This window comes from Streptomyces fumanus (assembly GCF_014655295.1).
Classification (GTDB): domain Bacteria; phylum Actinomycetota; class Actinomycetes; order Streptomycetales; family Streptomycetaceae; genus Streptomyces; species Streptomyces fumanus.
Map to the genome: position 1 here is coordinate 26,717 of NZ_BNBI01000023.1, position 16,310 is coordinate 43,026.

Consider the following 16,310-nt stretch of genomic DNA (forward strand, 5'->3'; position numbering starts at 1 on the left):
CACGATCGCCGCCTCGGTCCGGCGCCGGAACCCGCAGTCCTCGCACAGGCCGGCCGCTGAAGTCCGCAGTCCTCGCGCGGCAGGGCCTGGCGCACCGCGTCGGCGGCGGCCGCGGCCTGGCGCTCGCGCTCCGCCCCGCTCCTGCGCAGCCGCACGGGCCGCGTCACGGCGGGTCTGCTCCGCGCGGGCCTGCTGACGCCGCTACACGAAGTCCTCCGCCTCGATGGCCGCCTGCTCCCGCAGCCGCGCTTCGCGGACACGGCGGCGCTCGCCCTCGGTCAGGTCGGGCAGCTCCTGGTCGACCTCAGTCGCGATCTTCGCCCGCCGGGCCCGCCGGATGTGCACCACGCGGCGCGAGCAGGGTGCGCACCTTGTGCCTGGTAATCGGCGTGGTGCGCCCACAAGGCCGGGACCGCTGGCCTTGGACTCCGCACCGCCCAGACGGTCACCCGCCCGAACCGGCGGACTCAGTACCCCGGACCCCGGCTCCTCCACGTAAGCGACGTGCGCGATTCTCGATGGACGCCAGGCTGGCACTGCCAGACTCACAGACTCCGTGGGTTGCCGGGGGGGTGCCTCTATGTCTTTCGTCAAGCGGTGCGAGGGCTCTTGGGCTCGTAGAAGGTTCCGTCGCGGAGCATGGCGAACAGGACGCTGATGCGGTGGCGGGCGAGGCGGAGGAGGGCCTGGGTGTGGGTTTTGCCTCGGGCTCGGCAGCGGTCGTAGTAGGTCCTTGAGGCGGGATCGTGGAGGGCTGCCAACGCGGAGAGGAACATCGCCCGTTTCAGTTGCCGGTTGCCGCCTCCGGGGGCGTGGTCGCCATGGATCGAGGTCCCCGACTGGCGGGTCGCCGGGGCGAGGCCGGCGTAGGAGGCCAGGTGGACGGCGCTCGGGAAGGAGCTGCCATCGCCGACGGTGGTCAGGAGGACTGCCGCGGTCCTGACGCCGATGCCGGGCATCGAGGTCAGGACCTGGGAAAGAGGGTGGGCCTCCAGCAGCGCCTCGACCCTGGCCTCCAGGGCCCGGCGTTGTCCGTGGACGGCGGCCAGCGACTTCGCCAGCGACGGGACGATCACGTCGAGAGTGCCGGTGCCGGGGACGACGGCAGTCTGCTCGTCGAGCGCGGTGAAGATGTCGTCGACCAGCCGCTCGGCCATGCGCGGTGCCCTGGGGCGGATGACCTCGACCAGCCTGCGGCGGCCTGCCTTGCGCAGTGCCTGCAAGGATCCGTAGCGCTCGAGAAGCCAAGTGACCGCCTGGTGGTCCAGGCGGGGGCCGAGGACGTGTTCGAGGCTGGGGTGGAACTGGGTGAGCAGGCCGCGGATGCGGTTGGAGGTGCGGCTGGCCTCTCCGGCGAGGTCCTGGCCGAAGCCGACCAGCATGGTCAGCTCCGCGGTGACCTCGTCGGCGGGGTCGAGGGTGTGCAGGGTGTGGGGCATGGTGCGGGCGGCGTCCGCGATGATCGCGGCGTCCTTCGCGTCGGTCTTGGCCTCGCCGGGGTAGAGGTCGGCGATCCGCCGCATGGCGAGCCCGGGCAGGTAGGCGACCTGGCAGCCGGCGTTGCGGGCGACGGTCAGCGGGAGGGCGCCGATGGAGGCGGGCTGGTCTACGATCACCAGGACGGTGCCGAACTTGGCCGTGAGCTTGTCGAAGACGGCCCGCAGCTTCGGTTCGCTGTTCGGCAGCGGCTTGTCGAAGACCGTCTTCCCGGCCGGGGTCAGACCGTGGCCGTGATGGGTCTGTTTGCCGACGTCCAGGCCAAGGAAGACGCCCACCCCGTCGATGCTGATCACCGTGCCCCCACATGCGTCGATGCGTGCCGGCCTCAAGGGCGGGGGTCGTTCGCGCGCAGCCACGTTATGCAGGGGGCAAAAGTCATGCCGGGCCCGGAGGCCAGCGGTCCTCTTGCAGGACCGCGAAGAAGATAACGGGGGGTTGCGGTGGGGTCCTGGCGTCGCCGGCGACGCCAGGACCCCGCGCCGCCCGTGACCGTGCGCTGCGGGGGATCAGCGCCAGGCGGCGTCTCGGGGGGTGGTCAAGGAGCCAGGGCCCGTGTCACGGCGAGGAGCAGCAGGATCACGTAACGCTCGAACCATCCCAAGGTGGTGAAGAGATTGATCTTCAGCAAGGGCTGGCGCATTGATCTGTCCCAGATGCGCTGGTCGCCGCGGCCTGCCCGGCAGCCTGGGTTACGAGCCGTCCAAAACTCGAATCATGCCGGTCGGAGCGGCCATAAGGTCATGTCATGACGACCGTTGACGACATGGGCTACGAGTTCCGCACTGCCCGGCCTGAGGACACGAGGTGGCCGTCACCGAGAACGGGTTCGCCCTCCACGAAATCCCGGTGGACCCGCCCATCCACAAGGTCTACCCAGCCGAGAACACCGACGACGCCGATGCCCCCGCGGCCGAGGGGGATCCGAACAGCCGCACCTTCGTCGCCGTCGGCACCGACGGCAGTCTGGCAGGCTTCGCCACTGTCTCCTACGCTTCGTGGAACCGACGGCTGGCCATCGAGGACATCGAAATCGCTCCGGCACATCGGGGTCGGGGCGTCGGCCGCACCCTGATCGGTCACGCCGTCAAGTTCGCCAGTGAGTCCGGTGCCGGCCACATCTGGCTTGAAGACGCTCTACGACGGCACACCCTCATCGGGCGAACAAGCCCTCTACATGAGCATGCCCTGCCCTTGAGCAGCCTGCCGACGGCTGACAGCGAAGGCCCGTACGTCGCCTGACGCGACCGTCATCCCCCTGGGGAAACGTGACCGTGAGGGTGGGGAATTTTCTGATGCCGAACCCACTTCAGGTGGGGGATTCCATGATCGTCGACACTTCGGACGCACGCGTCAGGTGGCGACTGGGCCGCGTGCTCGACCATCCGCGTACGCCCAAGCTCCTGGCCGGTGTGACACTCGCGGGCTCGGTGACCCTCGCGTTGGCGCGCGGCAACCGCCGTGTGCAGATCATGGCGGCGACGGTGATCGGCGCCTGCAACCGGCTAAGCGAGATCCGCACCCCGTACGGCCGGGACGGGGCTGACCAGATAACGGCGGTCATCACGCAGTACCGCATGCTCACGGCACTCGTGCCCGATCCGCAGGCCGCCGATGACCTTTTCCTGCGCGCGGTCAACTTCCAGGCGGGGCTCAGCTACGCCGTCTCAGGCGTCTCCAAAGCCTTCGGCAGCAGCTAGCTTCAAGGCGACGCCCTACCCGAGATTCTTCAGACGGAGGCGTACGGCCGGGGTCCTGCCGCGCAGTTGCTGCGGAGGCGCCCGCTGCTGTGCCGGGCGCTGACCGTCGGCACGGTCGCCTGGGAGGCGGCCTTCCCGCTCGTCTACCTGCTGCCACGCAGACAGGCGGCCTCGCCTTGCACGCGGACAAGCTTTTCCACGCAGGTTTCGCAGCCACCATGGAGCTGCCACGGTTCGTGCGGGGCTTTCTCGGGTCCCACGGAGCCGTCGACTACGTCCTGGACACCCGGGGGCAGCGCCGCACCTTCGAGAAGACCGTCCTCGGCATTGCCGGCGGAGCCGCCGTCGCGAGCGCGCTGATCGCCCGTGAGCGGCGCAAGGTCGCTGAGCAGCGCCGGCTCGGTCCCAAGGGGGCCTGCTGGACGCGGACCGATCCGACCGCCGGCGGTTCGGCAAGTTCCTCAAGTCCCAGGTGCACACCCTCTTCGCCGCGGTGACGGGCATTTACGAGTGGGCGCCGAACCTGGTGTCGTCGAGACTGTCTCCCGGCGGAGCACTCGCGGCGTGGGTCGATACCCACCGGTCCCTGTCCGGCCGCACCGTCCTGGACCTGGGCGCCGGTACTGGCGTCTCGGCCCTGGCGCTCGCCGACGCCGGCGCGCAGGTCGTCGCGGTCGGCGCGTCCCGCCCTTCGCTCGACGTACTGGAGAGCCGGCGCGGTGACCGCAAGGTCGACGTGGTCGAGGCGGACTTCCGGGACCTGCGACTGGACGCCACCTTCGACATCGTCACGCTGTCGCGGAACACCTTCTTCCTTGCGCAGAGCCAGGACGAGAAGATCGAGCTGCTCCGCAGCGTCGCACGGCACCTGAAGCCATCGGGTGGCGCCTTCTTGGACTGTACCGACCCTGCCGAGTTCCTCCGCACGGGCGGGGACGCGACCTCGGTGACCTATCCCCTGGGCCGCGAACGAATGGTGACGATCACACAGACATCTGACCGTGCCACCCAGGCGGTCATGAGTATCTTCCTGGTTCAGAGCGCCACGGAACTCACCGCCTTCCACGAAACGGCCACCTGGGCGACGCTTGCCGAGATACGGCTCCTGACGCGGATGGCCGGCTTGGCGGTGACCGCCGTCAACGGCTCGTACGCGGGCGAGGAGTACCGTTCGCGGTCCCGGGAGATGCTTGTGGTTCTGGAGCGGAAGTGCCCGTAGTTCCTGTACTGGCGGCGGACGACGCGACGGTCGCGCTGGGCGAGACCACATTGCTCGCGTCCACCACGTTCGAAACCGGACCGGGCGAAGTGTGGTGCGTCACGGGCGGCAACGGCACGGGCAAGACCACACTCCTGCGGGCCTTCCTGGGCAGCCGAAGCCTGACCGCCGGATCGGTCCGCGTACGCGGTGAGCGCGCCGACATGTCCAAGCCGGCGCACCGCCGCTGCCTGGCCTCACTGGTCGAGCCCATCCCCGTGGCCCGGGACATGACCCTGCGCGAACAGGTGACCCTGGTCGCCGCCTCCTGGTACGGCAACGCCCCGGAGACCACCGAGCGCGCCGAGCGGATCATCGAGCGGCTGGGGCTGTCCTCGCTCGGCGAACGGTTTCCCCACCAGGTCTCCTCCGGGCAGTCCCAGCTCTTCAGCCTCGCGCTCACCCTGGTCCGGCCCGCGGACGCCGTGCTCCTCGACGAACCCGAGCGGCATCTCGATCGTCACCGGGTGCAACTCGTGGCGGGTCTGCTCGCCGAACGGGCGAGTACGGGCACCGCGTTCCTCGTCGCGACCCACGAACCCGTCCTGATCGACGCGTGCGACGGCCGCGTGGAGCTGGGATGACGAAGCAGGACGTACAGGACACCGTGGTCTCGAGGACCGACGCCGCAGACCGCGTCCACGCCGTTTGGCACCGCTACACCCGCCGCGGCGACCGGGCCTCGGTGCACAACCGCGCATACACCGTCTACCTCGTCGCTCTCGCCGGTACCTTCTTCCTGGCGCCGGCCCTGCACGCGGCGAGCGGATCGCCGGGGCTGATCTCCTTCGGCGGACCCACCAGGGCGACCCCCGCGCTCTGCCTGCTCGTGGTGGTCGTGTGCTGGGGGGCCCAGCTCGCCGGCCGGTTCTGGGGACCACTGGTGCTCCAGCCGTTCGTGCTGCATGTCTTCATGTCCACGGACCTTCCCCCGGCGCACTACCTGTGCAGCCTCGCCCGGCGCCGGCTCATGTACGCAGGGGTGGGCCTGCTGCTGGCGACCGGAACAACGGCGTACCTGGCGACCGACCTGTTCGACCGGACGGACACCGTGGTGCCCGGCGGCGCAGTCGTGGCCGCGCTCGGTGTTCTCGCCGCTTCGACCTGGCTGTGGGGCCAGGTCCGGCCGTTCCGCGACAACCTGGTGCTCACCGGCGCCACCGGCGCCGGGGCGCTGCTCCTCGGCCTGGCGGGCGGTCAGGGCGGGGCCGGTCCGCTGTGGCTCGTCGCCGCCGCGGCGGCGGCCACCGCCGTGCTCCTCGGCCGCTCCGCCTTCCGCGCCTTGGCGACCGTGGACCTGGCCCGGCTGGCCCGAGAGTCGGCGCGCGCCTCCCAGGCGCAGACATACGTGCTGACCGGCACGCTCCACCACGCGCTGGACCTGTACCGGCCGGAGCCGCGCGGGTTCACCTCGGCACTGCTCCGCCAGGACGGACGCCTGCGCGGGTACGCGACCCAGGGCGCGGTGCGGGCCCTGCGGACCCCGGGCCGGGCGGCCGCAGCCGTACTGCTCCTACTGACCGGCGGAGCCGTCCTGACCGCGGGCACGGCCCGGGCGGACGGCAGCACGGCCTCGACGCTGTGGATCGCGGGAGCCGTCTGCTTGTACCTCGGCTCCGGCTGGATCGGTGAGACGTGGCGCGGGCTGCGCGATGAGCTGACCCTCGCCCCGCTGCTGGGCCAGTGGTGGGGCGGCGCCGCGGCCCGCGCACTGACCTGGCCCGTCCTCGCCGTGACGGCCGGGACCTGCCTGGGTGGCGGTCTGGCCGTGCTGGTCGGCCGGCCAGTGTACGACGGGCGTCCGGCTCAGACCGCGTTGCTCGTCGCGGGGACAGCCGTGCTGGTGCTCGGCGCGCGGTTCCTGCGCGAGATGAAGACGCACCTGCCGCTGTCACTGCTGCTCCCGATCATCACGCCGTTCGGAGACCTGTCCGCGCTGATGCTCGTGGCGTGGCAGTTCGACGGGTTCGTCGTCCTGCTGGCCGGTGTCGCTGTGGCGAACGCCGTGCCGTCGGCGCCCGGCGCGGCGGCGGTCGCCGCCTTGCTGACGGCCTGCTGCATCTGGGCGGGCCTGCGCCGCACGGGCTGGGCCCACCGGGGACTGCTCCGTCGCCTCCGACGGTCCTGAAAGAGCGTCTCGCCGCGGCAGAAGTGTTCGGCGTCACCGCCAAGTCCAACCGCTGCAAAGCCGACCAGGACCCTGCCACCTGGCAGCCGCCCGGGGGAAAGCTACCGCTGCCGGTACTTCACCGAGTGGGTGGCGATCATGACCCGGTGGGGACTGGCCATCGACGAAGCGGAGCAGCAGGCACCCGGCCAGCTCGCCGAGACGTGCCCGAACGAGCCCGTCACCGTCGAGCCCGGACGCTGACCCGTTCATGCCCGTCTGCCCGGCCCACTGCAGGGTCCACGGGCAACATGGCCGAACTCACCGGCAGTACGCCCGCTTACTGTCCAGGAAACCCCGCGACCACCAGCCTGCCTACCACCTCGGGTACCACTCCTGCTGTCTCCCGCTTGCTGAATCTGGTCTTCAGCCGCATCGCCACCCACTGGTCCGGGCCGTCAGGCTCCCCGCGACAATCCCTCGACGACGCCGCGGCGCTCATCGTGGAACGGCGGCGTCTCGTTCGGCGGCCGCCGTCATGGCCTCGTGGAACGCGACGGGGACGACGATGACAGGACGCCGTGCAATGCGTCCTTCAGTCGGCTTCTACAATCCCGTGAGGCCAGAGGCGGCCACGCCGGACGGTGCCCTGGTCCCGGGCCTGGCGGTGGTAGCCGAGAAGGCCCGCGCGGCTCGGGTGCGGAAGCGGTTGAGGTAGTACGTCACCCGGGCTTCTCGTCCGTCGGTGTTGTCGGCGGCGATGGCTGTTTCCCAGCGCACACGGGGACTGCCTCTTCGAACATGCCGCGTACGGTGGCGGGTTCGTACTTTTCGGAGGTGACCTCCACCAGCAGCCGTTCGGGGTCCTGTGACCGGTCGTCGGCCGGGAGGGGTTCGGACGCGCTGTCCAGCGGGGCCCGGTTGGGCAGCGTGTCGGTGGTGTCGGTGGTGTCGGTGCTGGGTTCGGGGCGAGGGCTCGTGCCGGAGGCCGCGGCGATGATGATGTCTAGTTGTTCGGCGAAGTTGCCGGCGGGGACGGGGATCTCCACGTCGGGGTGGCGGTCGTAGCCGATGGAAACGGCCGTGGCGACGAACTCGATGACGGCCTGTGCGGCAGGTGTGCCGGCGACGCGGAACGGTGTCGCTGAGGCGGCTGAGGATACGCAGGATCACGGGGAAGCTGGTATCGGTGGTCACCATGCGGTAGGCCGGGGCGTCCTGGCCGCAAGCTGCATCGTCCTCCCTGCTTGGGTGGACCGCGGCCTGGGCCTGCCACAGGGCGGCGGCGTGGGTATCGCCGCGGGCAAGGTGCTGTAGGTAGAGGCAGTAGGAGGCGGGGGCGTCGTCGGCGCCGCCGGCGTACTGCCACCAGAAGCGGGCGCCTTCCTCGGCCCCGGCGAGTTGCAGGACACAGCCCAGGATCCAGGCGGCCCGTGGCTGGGGCAGTTGGTCGGTGAGGAAGTCGGCGAGCTGTGCGGCGGTGCAGTGGGTGACGACCGCCTCGCACAGGGCGGCAAGGCTTCGTGCGGCGTCTTCGTCGGCCGGCGCGCGCCTGCCGTCGTCCCGCCCCGGCTGGCCGTCATCGAGGAGCCCGGCGTAGGCCAGGTCGTCGTACGGAACGACGTCGCAGGGAACGTGGGGACGGCGCAGCAGAAGCGACTGGGCAAGGAGGTCGTCGATGGTGCTCATATCGGAGGGATCACTCCTGGGAATCGATGTCGGGGCAGAGCTGGCGCAGGGCCCCTCGGGCGTGACGGTCCAGGCTGTGGGTGATGGCCGGGGCCAGGCCGACGATGCCGGGCACGGCGTCCGGGTCGACGCCGCACAGGCTGCACAGGACGGTGATGTCCATCTGGTCGGCGGGCAGGCGGGTGATCGTGTCGAAGAACTGTGCGAGGACGTCGATCCGGTCCAGCCGGGGGGGCGAGGTCCGGGATCTGTGCCTGGACTGCGGTGGAGAATGCCGCCGGGCGCAGGTCGGAGCGGCCGTCCGGCCGCTTCGCCGCGGCCGCGTGGACCCGGGAGCGCAGCAACTGCCAGGCGTAGCGGGGCGTGTTGGGGCTGGCGGTCGCCTCCTCCCAGGTGAGCCAGAGGATGTCGAAGGTTTGGGCGACCATCTGCTGGGCGCGGCGTTCGGTCCCCAAAAACGCTTGCGCGTAGGCGGTGTAGGGCTGCCACACGGCCTGGGTGAGCCCGAGATGGGCGACGGGCTGCTCGTCCGGGCCGAGCGGCTGGACGTCCGAGATCCGGCGGCGGATTCAGGCGGCGTCCTTCTCGGGCTCCACCGCGGCCGCCGTTCACAGCCGGCGCACCGGGCCGACGGGAATGTCCAGAGCGCGGACGACGCTGTAGGTGATCTCCCAGCCCGGGTAGTAGCCCTTGCCGCGCAGCAGTTCCGACAGCCTGGTCTTGGAGTAGCCGGAGCGGACGACGAGATCGTCCGGGGTCAGGCCGCTGGCGACGAGCCGGTTGCGGACCGGTTCCAGCCAGGTGCGGTGGACCGCGCCGGCCTCGTCGCAAATCGGCTCCGGCGGGCGGCCGCGGCGGCTAGGTGGATCTCCGTGGCTGCTCGGGGACCTGAGGCGGCTTCTTCATCACGGCTCCTCGCTCCCGGCCGGCGCGGCGCCCGCGGAAGCCGCCGGCGCCGTGTCCGGCCGCGCTCCCGGGCCGCCGCCGATCGCGGAGACGATCTGTTGGATGAGAAGCCCCAGCGAGGGCAGCAGCGCGGCCACGGCCGCGAGCTGGCCCAGCACGGTCATCACCGTGCTCCACGCGAGGACCGCCGCCAGAACGGCCACGGTCATCACCTGCCTGTTGGTCATTGCACCTTCCCTGGGAGGAAGAAGAGGTTCGGAAAGCGCTCCTCCGCGGCGGTGCTGATGCGCCGCGGAGGAGCTGGACCACAGCATGGTGCGCCGGGCGCACACCACTCAACGTGATCATGAACTTACGGAACAAAGGCGTGCGGCGACCGGACCCCTTACTCCATCAGTGCCCCGAGTACGGGCAAATCCAGGCGGAATGAACGCTTTTGGTGTCGGAGCCGTACTTTTCGTTGAGACGCTGAGAAGATGGCGCACCATGGAAGACGGCGCCCATCCCCGGCGCCCGCACCTTCCGGTTCGGAAGGCCACGCGGCCCCCTTGTGCTGAAGAACGACCGAAGGGGACCGCTCCGCTTCCGTCCAGCAGTCCACGCGCTGGGCGCAAGCGGCGGGCCGCAATGCCATTCCCGCGCCTGAGACGACATTTATGGGAGCCCCGCCAACTGCGGCTCCGGCTGTTCTCCATGTGCGTCCAGCACGCAGGCGGTCGGCTTGCGTCCAGCACGCAGGCGGTCGGCTCGCCCTCGCGGCCTTCAGCCTGGCGGACCAGGTGTCGCAGGAGACCGTTGAGCTGGTCGAAGACACCCTCTGCCAGAACAGGGTGTGCATGCCGCAGGGACTTGATGGACTGGGACGATGAAGATCCTTTCGCCTCGTGCCCTGCGGGCCCTTGGACGGTTCAACGCCGCTTATCCGTGGGATCACAACGCTCACTACCATCGCTGGATCCTGCGGCAGTTGCCGAGGCGCTTCGGTCTCGCCCTGGACGTCGGTTCCGGCAGCGGTGATCTTGCAAGGCTCTTGTCCGGACGAGCCGATGCTGTGCAGGCCGTCGATTCTGATCCGGTGATCACAGCCCAGGCCCAGAAGCTGATTCCGTCCGGGCTCCCCGTCACCTTCAGTGTCACGGATGCAATAGCCGATTTCCCTGCTGGCCCTTACGACGTCATCACGTGCGTCGCCACAATCCACCACCTGCCGTTCGCCCAGGCGCTCATCCGATTCCGCCGCCATCTGGCTCCGGGAGGGACGCTGGTGATCGTCGGCTTGTGCCGCGCCGAGACCACCGTGGACCACTTGCTCGGTGCCGTCGCCATTCCGACCAACGCCGCCATGGGCTGGCTGAAGAACAAGGGTCGCCCCTCGCCGCGGCCCGTCTCTATGACGGCCCCTACTCGCTCAGCGGACATGACCTTCAACGAGATCATCCGTGAAGCCAGAGACATCCTGCCCGGCGCACGGCTTCGGCGACGGTAGTTCTGGCGCTATACGCTTGTATGGCATAAGCCCTGAGTGGCCCGTGGCTTCCTCGACCAAGTGTCGGTGCGGGGGGCTGAGCCTGTTCCACATGCGCGAGGCCCGGGGCTGGGCCCTCCTGGGCGACACCGGCGCGACCGACCGGGCGATCGTCAGGGCACACCACCTGTACGCCAAGGGGCCGGCGGACGCCGATCCGGCCTGGCTGGACTTCTTCCAGCCAGGCGAGCTGGCCGGGCTGGAAGCGCGGCCAGGGCCGATCTGGGGCAGCACGAGCGGGCCGCCGCCGGCGCCGAGCAGGCGGTCCTGCTGCACAGCGCCGCCTTCGCGCGCAACCGCGCCCTGTGCACGGCGGACGTCGCCATCCAGCATGCGGTGAGGGAGCGACCCGAGCCGGAGGCAGCCGCCGACGCCGCGGGCCGCGTCCTGGCATACCTCCCCGAGGTGCGCTCCGACCGGCTGCTGCAATCGCTGCACGCCGTCGCGGGCGCGCTGCAGAGGCACAGCCGCGTCCCCGCGGTCGCCGACTGGATCGAGGAGTACCGCGCCATCACCGCCACCGGAGGAGGACAGGCGTGACCACCCCCCGCACCCGCACCCGCACCCGCACCCGCACCCGCACCCGCACCCGCACCCGCACCCGCACCGACATCGTGATCCGCACCTACGGTCCGGGGCAGGTTCCGCCACTGGTCGACACGATCGCCGACCTGTGGGCCGACGCCCACCCGGAGATCGTGGACACGCCCGGTGCGCAGAGCGACGGCCTGTCCGTGCCGGCGCTGCGCCGCCAGGTCCTCGCCCACGTCCGCAACCACAGTGAGGGCTTCACCCTGGTCGCGGCGTACGCGCATGGCACGATGGCCGGCTTCGGCTACGCCTTCCCCTGCACGCCGGAATACTGGTTCGGCCACGAGCTGCTGCCCCAGATCCCAGACCGGGTCCGCGCCGGGCGCCTGATGGGACTGTGCGAACTGGCCGTCTCCCCCGCCTGGCAGGGCCAGGGCATCGGCACCCGGCTGCACACCGCACTCCTCACCGCGATCAACCCCGAGTACGCGTCCCTGCTGGTACGGCCTGACAACACGGCCGGCCGCGCACTGTACGAACGGCTCGGCTACCGGTACGCGGGCGCCTACCACAACGAACCGTCCGGCCCGGTGTACGACCTGCTCCTTCTGCACGTAGCGGAATCCTGAACGCCGCTCCCGGGCGAGCGCCTGCTTCCGAGGCCAACAGGGCATGTCGAAGTCCGTTTCACGGTTCGGTGGCACGGTATACCTGCGCCAAGGCCAGCGGGGTTGAGGCTGCCGAGTTGGCAACAAAGAAGGACACCGTCCAGCGCAGCACAGGTTCACCGGCTGTTCGGCCCCCGGCCGGGCCGGGACTGTGAGGCCGTTCGGCCCATGAGCGGGCCCATAAGGCGGTGCCTCGTACCGGCACGACGCACCTGCCGGCCAGGTCCGCGCTCGACCGGTCGGACATGGGCGCGACAGCGCCAGGCCGCTCCGGCAGCCGCGGTCCGCCCAGCGTCCACGCGGCCGGCACGGCATCCGGGCGGTGCCGACGCCGGCTCCCGCCGTTCACTTGCTCGATGCACCGCAGAGTTCTTCGGCGACGGCGGCCGCCCAGGTCTCGATCGCGGTGAAGTCGCGGAAGTCACCGCCCTTGCCGTTGCGCACGATCATCCGGGCCATCCGTCCCTCGGCGCCCTCGGCGAGGCAGCCGCCGAAAGTGACGTGTTCCCGCACTCCCAGAGAGGCCATGGCCCTCTTCACGCCGGGCACGGGCTGGATGTCCCGCTCGGCGGCCGTGGCGTCGAGCGGACCGCTGCTGAAGAACCACACCGGCCGTTGGGCCAGCGCCCCGCGGTGCCGCCGTACGAAGCGGCGGGCGTCCTTGTGCCAGCGTCCCGCGTACAGACCACCCCCGACCAGCACGGCTTCGTAGGGTGCCAGGTCCGGCACGGACCGGGCGGGCAGCGCTTCGGCCGCCAGTCCCCGCGCGCGCAGCACCTCGGCCACGGACTCGGCGATCCGTGCCGTGGATCCGTTGGTCGTCCCGTAGGCGAGCACCTTGTCCCGCATGATGTCCAGCCCCTTACAGCTTGCGCAGCCAGTCGTCGGCGACCCCGTGCGACACCCGTGCGTCGTTCTCGAGCCGGGAGTCCTCGAAGCGGTGGGTGAGCCGGTCCACGACGTCGATGACTCCGTCGATCGTCCGGGTCATGGACACGGCGATCTGGGTCTCGCTCTTGCGTTCCAGCTCGCCGCGCAGTGTGACGACGCCTCCGGTCACACTGACGTCGATGTCGGCGGGGGCCAGCCACAGTCCGCGCTCCAGTACCTCGTGGATCACCTCCTCGCGGATCTCCGCGTCCGTGCGCAGGAACATGCCCAGCAGGTCGTGCCGGGTGACGATGCCGGCCAGGCGGTCGTCCTCGTCGAGCACGGGCAGCCGGTTCACCCGGTGCCCGACCATGGTGCGGGCGGCCTCGATGACAGTGTCCTGCGCGTGCACGGTGACGGCGGGGGCGGTCATCAGCCCGCCCGCCGTCCGGGCCCGGGCCTTCGCCGCGCGCCGCCGGGCACCGGCCGTCAGTGCCGGGAGCCGATACCGCGGGGCCGGGTCGTACGGCAGCGGCGTCTCGGCCTGGTGGACCATCAGGTCCGTCTCGGAGACGACGCCGATGACGTGCTCGTGATCGTCCACCACGGGCAGTCCGCTGATCCGGTGGTCGGCGAGCAACCGGGCGACCTCCTTGAAGGGGGTGCCGTACCGGGCCCGGACGACGTCGACGGTCATCACGGAGCCGACCTTGGGGTGCCTCATGTCCGTTCCTCCTCAGCGCAGTCGGCGCAGATAGGGGTCCTGCGGCCGGCGTGGCAGCAGGCGTAGCCGGGTGTCCAGCACGGTGATCCCGCCGGGTGTGGCGAGGACCGGGTTGAGATCGGCCTCGGCGAGCTGCGGCAGGTCCGCGGCCATCCGGGACAGCCGGTGCAGCACCTGTTCCAGGCCCTCCAGGTCGACGGGGCCGCCGCCGAGCGCGCCGAAGAGCACCGGTGCGCAGTGCGGGGCGGCGATCAGGTCGTGCACGTCGTGTTCGGTGAGCGGGGCGAGGCGGGCCGCGTGGTCGGCGAGCACCTCGGTGGCCGTGCCGCCCAGCCCGAACACGACGAGCGGACCGAAGACGGCGTCCTGGACGACACCAGCGAACAGTTCGGTGCCGCGCTCGGCGAGCGGCTGGACGACCACACCGGTCATCAGTCCTTCGAAGCGGGTCCGCAGATCCTGGAAGGCCGCCCGTACCTGGGTCTCGTCGCGCAGGTCGAGGTGGACGGCATTTTGCAGGCTCTTGTGCACCAGTCCCGGCCAGTGGGCCTTCAGGACCACCCGTCCGTCCGCGCCGCGCAGTTCACCGGCGGCGCGTACGGCCTCGTCCTCCGTCTCGGCCCAGCCCCAGGGCAGTTGGGGAATGCCGTAGCAGGCGAGGAGCGCGGCGCAGGTGTGCGGGTCGGGCCAGCCCCCGTCCGGGTGCGCGGTGAGGAAGCCCTCGGCCAGTTCGCGGGCCCGGACCGGGTCGATGCCGTCCAGGGCCACCACGGTTCCGGCGGGCCGGGCGAGCCAGGCCGCCCGGCGGACGGCATGGGCCAATGCCCCCGCCGCCGCGTGGAATGCCGCGTACGACGGGACCGTGCCCCCGTCGGAGGCGGGCAGCAGGGTGACGGGCAGGGCTTGTTCCAGGCGTACGAGGAGGGCGGGTTTGGCCCGGCGGCCGGGTCCGCGGGTGACGGCCCGCACCAGGTCGTCACCGGTGGCGGCGGCGACTGCGGTGGGCACGAGGGCCACCAGGACGGCGTCGACGCCCGGATGGTCCATGAGCCGGTCCAGGCACGCGCCGAGCGCGTCCTCGGTGACGGCGGCGGTGGTGTCCACGGGGTTGCCGGTGGCGGCCCCGGCGGGGAGTACGGCGAGCAGGTCGTCGACCAGCCCGGGGGTGAGCGGGGGCACGGTGAGGCCGGCCTCGGCGCAGGCGTCCGCGGCCAGGACGCCCGCGCCGCCCGCGTTGGTGACCACGACGACGCGGGAGCCCGTCGGGAGCGGCTGGGCGTGGAACAGGGCGGCGGTCTCCAGCAGTTCGCCGATGGACCGGGTCGCGGTGATGCCGGCCTGCGTGAACAGGGCCTGGCGGGTCAGCGCACCGGTGGCCGCGGCGGCGGTGTGGGACGCGGCGGCGCGGCGGCCGGCGTCGGTGCGGCCGGCGTCGACGGTGAGGACGGGCATCCGGCGGGTGACGCGCCGGGCGGTGCGGGAGAAGGCCCTCGGGTTGCCGAAGGACTCCAGGTGCAGCAGGGCCAGGTCGGTGCGGCCGTCGCTCTCCCACCACTGGAGCATGTCGTTGCCGCTGACGTCGTACTTGTCGCCGAGCGAGACGAATGTCGAGACGCCGATGCCCAGCCGGGACAGCCCCTCCAGCAGGGCGATGCCGACGCCGCCGGACTGCGCGGCGACGCCCGCGGTCCCGGGGGCCGGGTGGACGGCGGCGAAGGTGGCGTCCATCCGGAGGGCCGGATCGGTCTGGGCGATGCCTAGGCAGTTGGGGCCGACCAGACGCATGCCGTGGGTGCGGCAGGCGCTGAGCAGCGCCTGTGCCTGGCCGGGGTCCAGGTCGGCGCTGACCACGACCAGGGCCCGTACCCCGGCCTTGCCGCATTCCTCGGCCACGGCGGGCACGGTGTCGGCGGGAGCGGCGATCACCACCAGGTCGGGAGTGACCGGCAGTTCGCTGACCGACGGGTGGGACGGCACGCCCAGAATCGCTTTGGCGGCCGGATTGACCGCGAACAGGCGTCCGGTGAAACCGCCCTCGTGGAGATGGTGGAGCAGGGCACGTCCCACCGAACCGGGCCGCCGGCCGACCCCGACGACGGCGACCGTCCGCGGCGTCAGCAGCGGCGTCAGGCTGGCGATGTCGGCGGCCCGGCCCCGGGCTTCGGTCGCCGCGAGATAGGTCTCCTCCTCGTCCAGCGCGATGACGCAGTGGGTCTCGGGACCGTCGGGACGCCGGACCACGCTGAGGCCGAGGTCGGTGAAGAGACGCAGCACCTCGTGGTTCTCGCTCAGGGCGTCGGCGGTGAAGGCGGTGATGCCGTCCTGCCGGGCCGCGGAGACCAGGTGCTCGACGAGCAGTGTGCCCACGCCCCGGTGGTGCAGACCCTCGGCGACCGCCAGGGCCAGTTCGGCGGTGCCGGGCGCGGTGGCGTCGGCGTGGTACTCGGCCAGACCGATGACCTGTTCCGCCCGTTCGGCCAGCAGGGCCCGGTGGCCGCGCCGGGCCGGCCCGCAGACGTGGTCGGCGGCCAGGCCCGCGGAGCGGGGACTGACGGCGAAGAAGCGCATGCGGAGGTTCTCCGGTGACATCTCCTCGTAGAGCCCCTGGAGCTGGTCGTGGTCCGCGGCTTCCACGGCCCGGATGCGGACGGTGGTGCCGTCCGCGAGGAGGGCGTGGACCGGTGGGCGGTACGGCGTGTCGTCCTTCATCACGGTTTTCCTCCGAGTCCGGGCCGGTCGGTCCCTTCCGACGCTTCGAGCATCCGCCGCGGCGAGCGCGGCTCCCATGGGCTGACCGGGTCCGGTGGGAGGGCCGGTAGGCCCCGGTTCCCGGCG

General features: G+C 71.3%; 16 protein-coding genes and 1 pseudogene. 8 read left to right on the plus strand and 9 right to left on the minus strand.

Annotated elements, in window-relative coordinates; genetic code table 11:
- Window positions 1-201: 201 nt before the first annotated feature.
- Entirely contained in the window at window positions 202-348 is a 147-nt protein-coding gene (locus tag IE316_RS33905) for a hypothetical protein (RefSeq protein WP_190208411.1), read from the minus strand.
- Window positions 349-590: 242 nt separating this feature from the next.
- Window positions 591-1,793 (minus strand): IS110 family RNA-guided transposase, encoded by a 1,203-nt coding sequence (locus tag IE316_RS33910; RefSeq protein WP_190208412.1) that lies wholly within the window; start codon window positions 1,791-1,793, stop codon window positions 591-593.
- A gap of 511 nt (window positions 1,794-2,304) precedes the next feature.
- On the opposite strand from IE316_RS33910, the gene IE316_RS33915 reads away from it, so the two are divergent.
- The 5 genes from IE316_RS33915 (at window position 2,305) to IE316_RS33935 (ending at window position 6,583) form a co-directional block, all read left to right on the plus strand.
- Entirely contained in the window at window positions 2,305-2,739 is a 435-nt protein-coding gene (locus tag IE316_RS33915; RefSeq protein WP_308438956.1) for a GNAT family N-acetyltransferase, read from the plus strand.
- 83 nt (window positions 2,740-2,822) lie between these two features.
- Window positions 2,823-3,197, plus strand: a complete 375-nt coding sequence (locus IE316_RS33920) for a hypothetical protein (RefSeq protein WP_190208413.1) — start codon at window positions 2,823-2,825, stop codon at window positions 3,195-3,197.
- A gap of 472 nt (window positions 3,198-3,669) precedes the next feature.
- Window positions 3,670-4,416: a class I SAM-dependent methyltransferase gene (locus IE316_RS33925; RefSeq protein ID WP_229910671.1), complete on the plus strand. Its 747-nt coding sequence runs from the start codon at window positions 3,670-3,672 to the stop codon at window positions 4,414-4,416.
- On the plus strand, window positions 4,407-5,039 hold the full coding sequence (locus tag IE316_RS33930) for an ABC transporter ATP-binding protein (RefSeq protein WP_190208414.1): 633 nt from the start codon (window positions 4,407-4,409) through the stop codon (window positions 5,037-5,039). Before IE316_RS33925 ends, IE316_RS33930 begins: the two co-directional genes overlap by 10 nt.
- Window positions 5,036-6,583: a hypothetical protein gene (locus IE316_RS33935; RefSeq protein WP_190208415.1), complete on the plus strand. Its 1,548-nt coding sequence runs from the start codon at window positions 5,036-5,038 to the stop codon at window positions 6,581-6,583. Before IE316_RS33930 ends, IE316_RS33935 begins: the two co-directional genes overlap by 4 nt.
- Window positions 6,584-7,284: 701 nt before the next feature.
- On the opposite strand, the gene IE316_RS33940 is transcribed toward IE316_RS33935, so the two are convergent.
- The 4 genes and pseudogenes from IE316_RS33940 to IE316_RS35775 form a co-directional block, all read right to left on the minus strand.
- Window positions 7,285-7,611, minus strand: coding sequence for a hypothetical protein (locus IE316_RS33940; RefSeq protein WP_190208416.1), 327 nt, complete (start codon window positions 7,609-7,611; stop codon window positions 7,285-7,287).
- A gap of 650 nt (window positions 7,612-8,261) precedes the next feature.
- Window positions 8,262-8,414 (minus strand): hypothetical protein, encoded by a 153-nt coding sequence (locus IE316_RS35770; RefSeq protein ID WP_229910672.1) that lies wholly within the window; start codon window positions 8,412-8,414, stop codon window positions 8,262-8,264.
- 742 nt (window positions 8,415-9,156) lie between these two features.
- The gene (locus IE316_RS33950; RefSeq protein ID WP_190208417.1) at window positions 9,157-9,384 is read right to left on the minus strand and encodes a hypothetical protein; all 228 of its coding nucleotides are present in this window, start codon (window positions 9,382-9,384) and stop codon (window positions 9,157-9,159) included.
- A 495-nt stretch (window positions 9,385-9,879) separates the two neighbouring features.
- Window positions 9,880-9,975: pseudogene (locus IE316_RS35775) on the minus strand (IS5 family transposase); the annotation flags it as partial.
- 47 nt (window positions 9,976-10,022) lie between these two features.
- On the opposite strand from IE316_RS35775, the gene IE316_RS33955 reads away from it, so the two are divergent.
- From IE316_RS33955 to IE316_RS33965, 3 genes are all read left to right on the plus strand, one after another.
- On the plus strand, window positions 10,023-10,643 hold the full coding sequence (locus IE316_RS33955) for a class I SAM-dependent methyltransferase (RefSeq protein WP_190208418.1): 621 nt from the start codon (window positions 10,023-10,025) through the stop codon (window positions 10,641-10,643).
- A 375-nt stretch (window positions 10,644-11,018) separates the two neighbouring features.
- The gene (locus IE316_RS35780; protein ID WP_229910673.1) at window positions 11,019-11,222 is read left to right on the plus strand and encodes a hypothetical protein; all 204 of its coding nucleotides are present in this window, start codon (window positions 11,019-11,021) and stop codon (window positions 11,220-11,222) included.
- Window positions 11,219-11,842, plus strand: a complete 624-nt coding sequence (locus tag IE316_RS33965) for a GNAT family N-acetyltransferase (RefSeq protein WP_190208419.1) — start codon at window positions 11,219-11,221, stop codon at window positions 11,840-11,842. Before IE316_RS35780 ends, IE316_RS33965 begins: the two co-directional genes overlap by 4 nt.
- Window positions 11,843-12,226: 384 nt before the next feature.
- Here IE316_RS33965 and IE316_RS33970 read toward each other — a convergent pair whose 3' ends face one another.
- From IE316_RS33970 to IE316_RS33980, 3 genes are read right to left on the minus strand one after another with little or no spacing between them, the layout of a single operon-like run.
- On the minus strand, window positions 12,227-12,730 hold the full coding sequence (locus tag IE316_RS33970; protein WP_190208420.1) for a flavodoxin domain-containing protein: 504 nt from the start codon (window positions 12,728-12,730) through the stop codon (window positions 12,227-12,229).
- A gap of 13 nt (window positions 12,731-12,743) precedes the next feature.
- Window positions 12,744-13,475, minus strand: a complete 732-nt coding sequence (locus IE316_RS33975) for a CBS domain-containing protein (protein ID WP_190208421.1) — start codon at window positions 13,473-13,475, stop codon at window positions 12,744-12,746.
- 12 nt (window positions 13,476-13,487) lie between these two features.
- Entirely contained in the window at window positions 13,488-16,184 is a 2,697-nt protein-coding gene (locus tag IE316_RS33980) for a bifunctional acetate--CoA ligase family protein/GNAT family N-acetyltransferase (RefSeq protein ID WP_190208422.1), read from the minus strand.
- Between the last annotated feature and the right edge of the window lie 126 nt (window positions 16,185-16,310).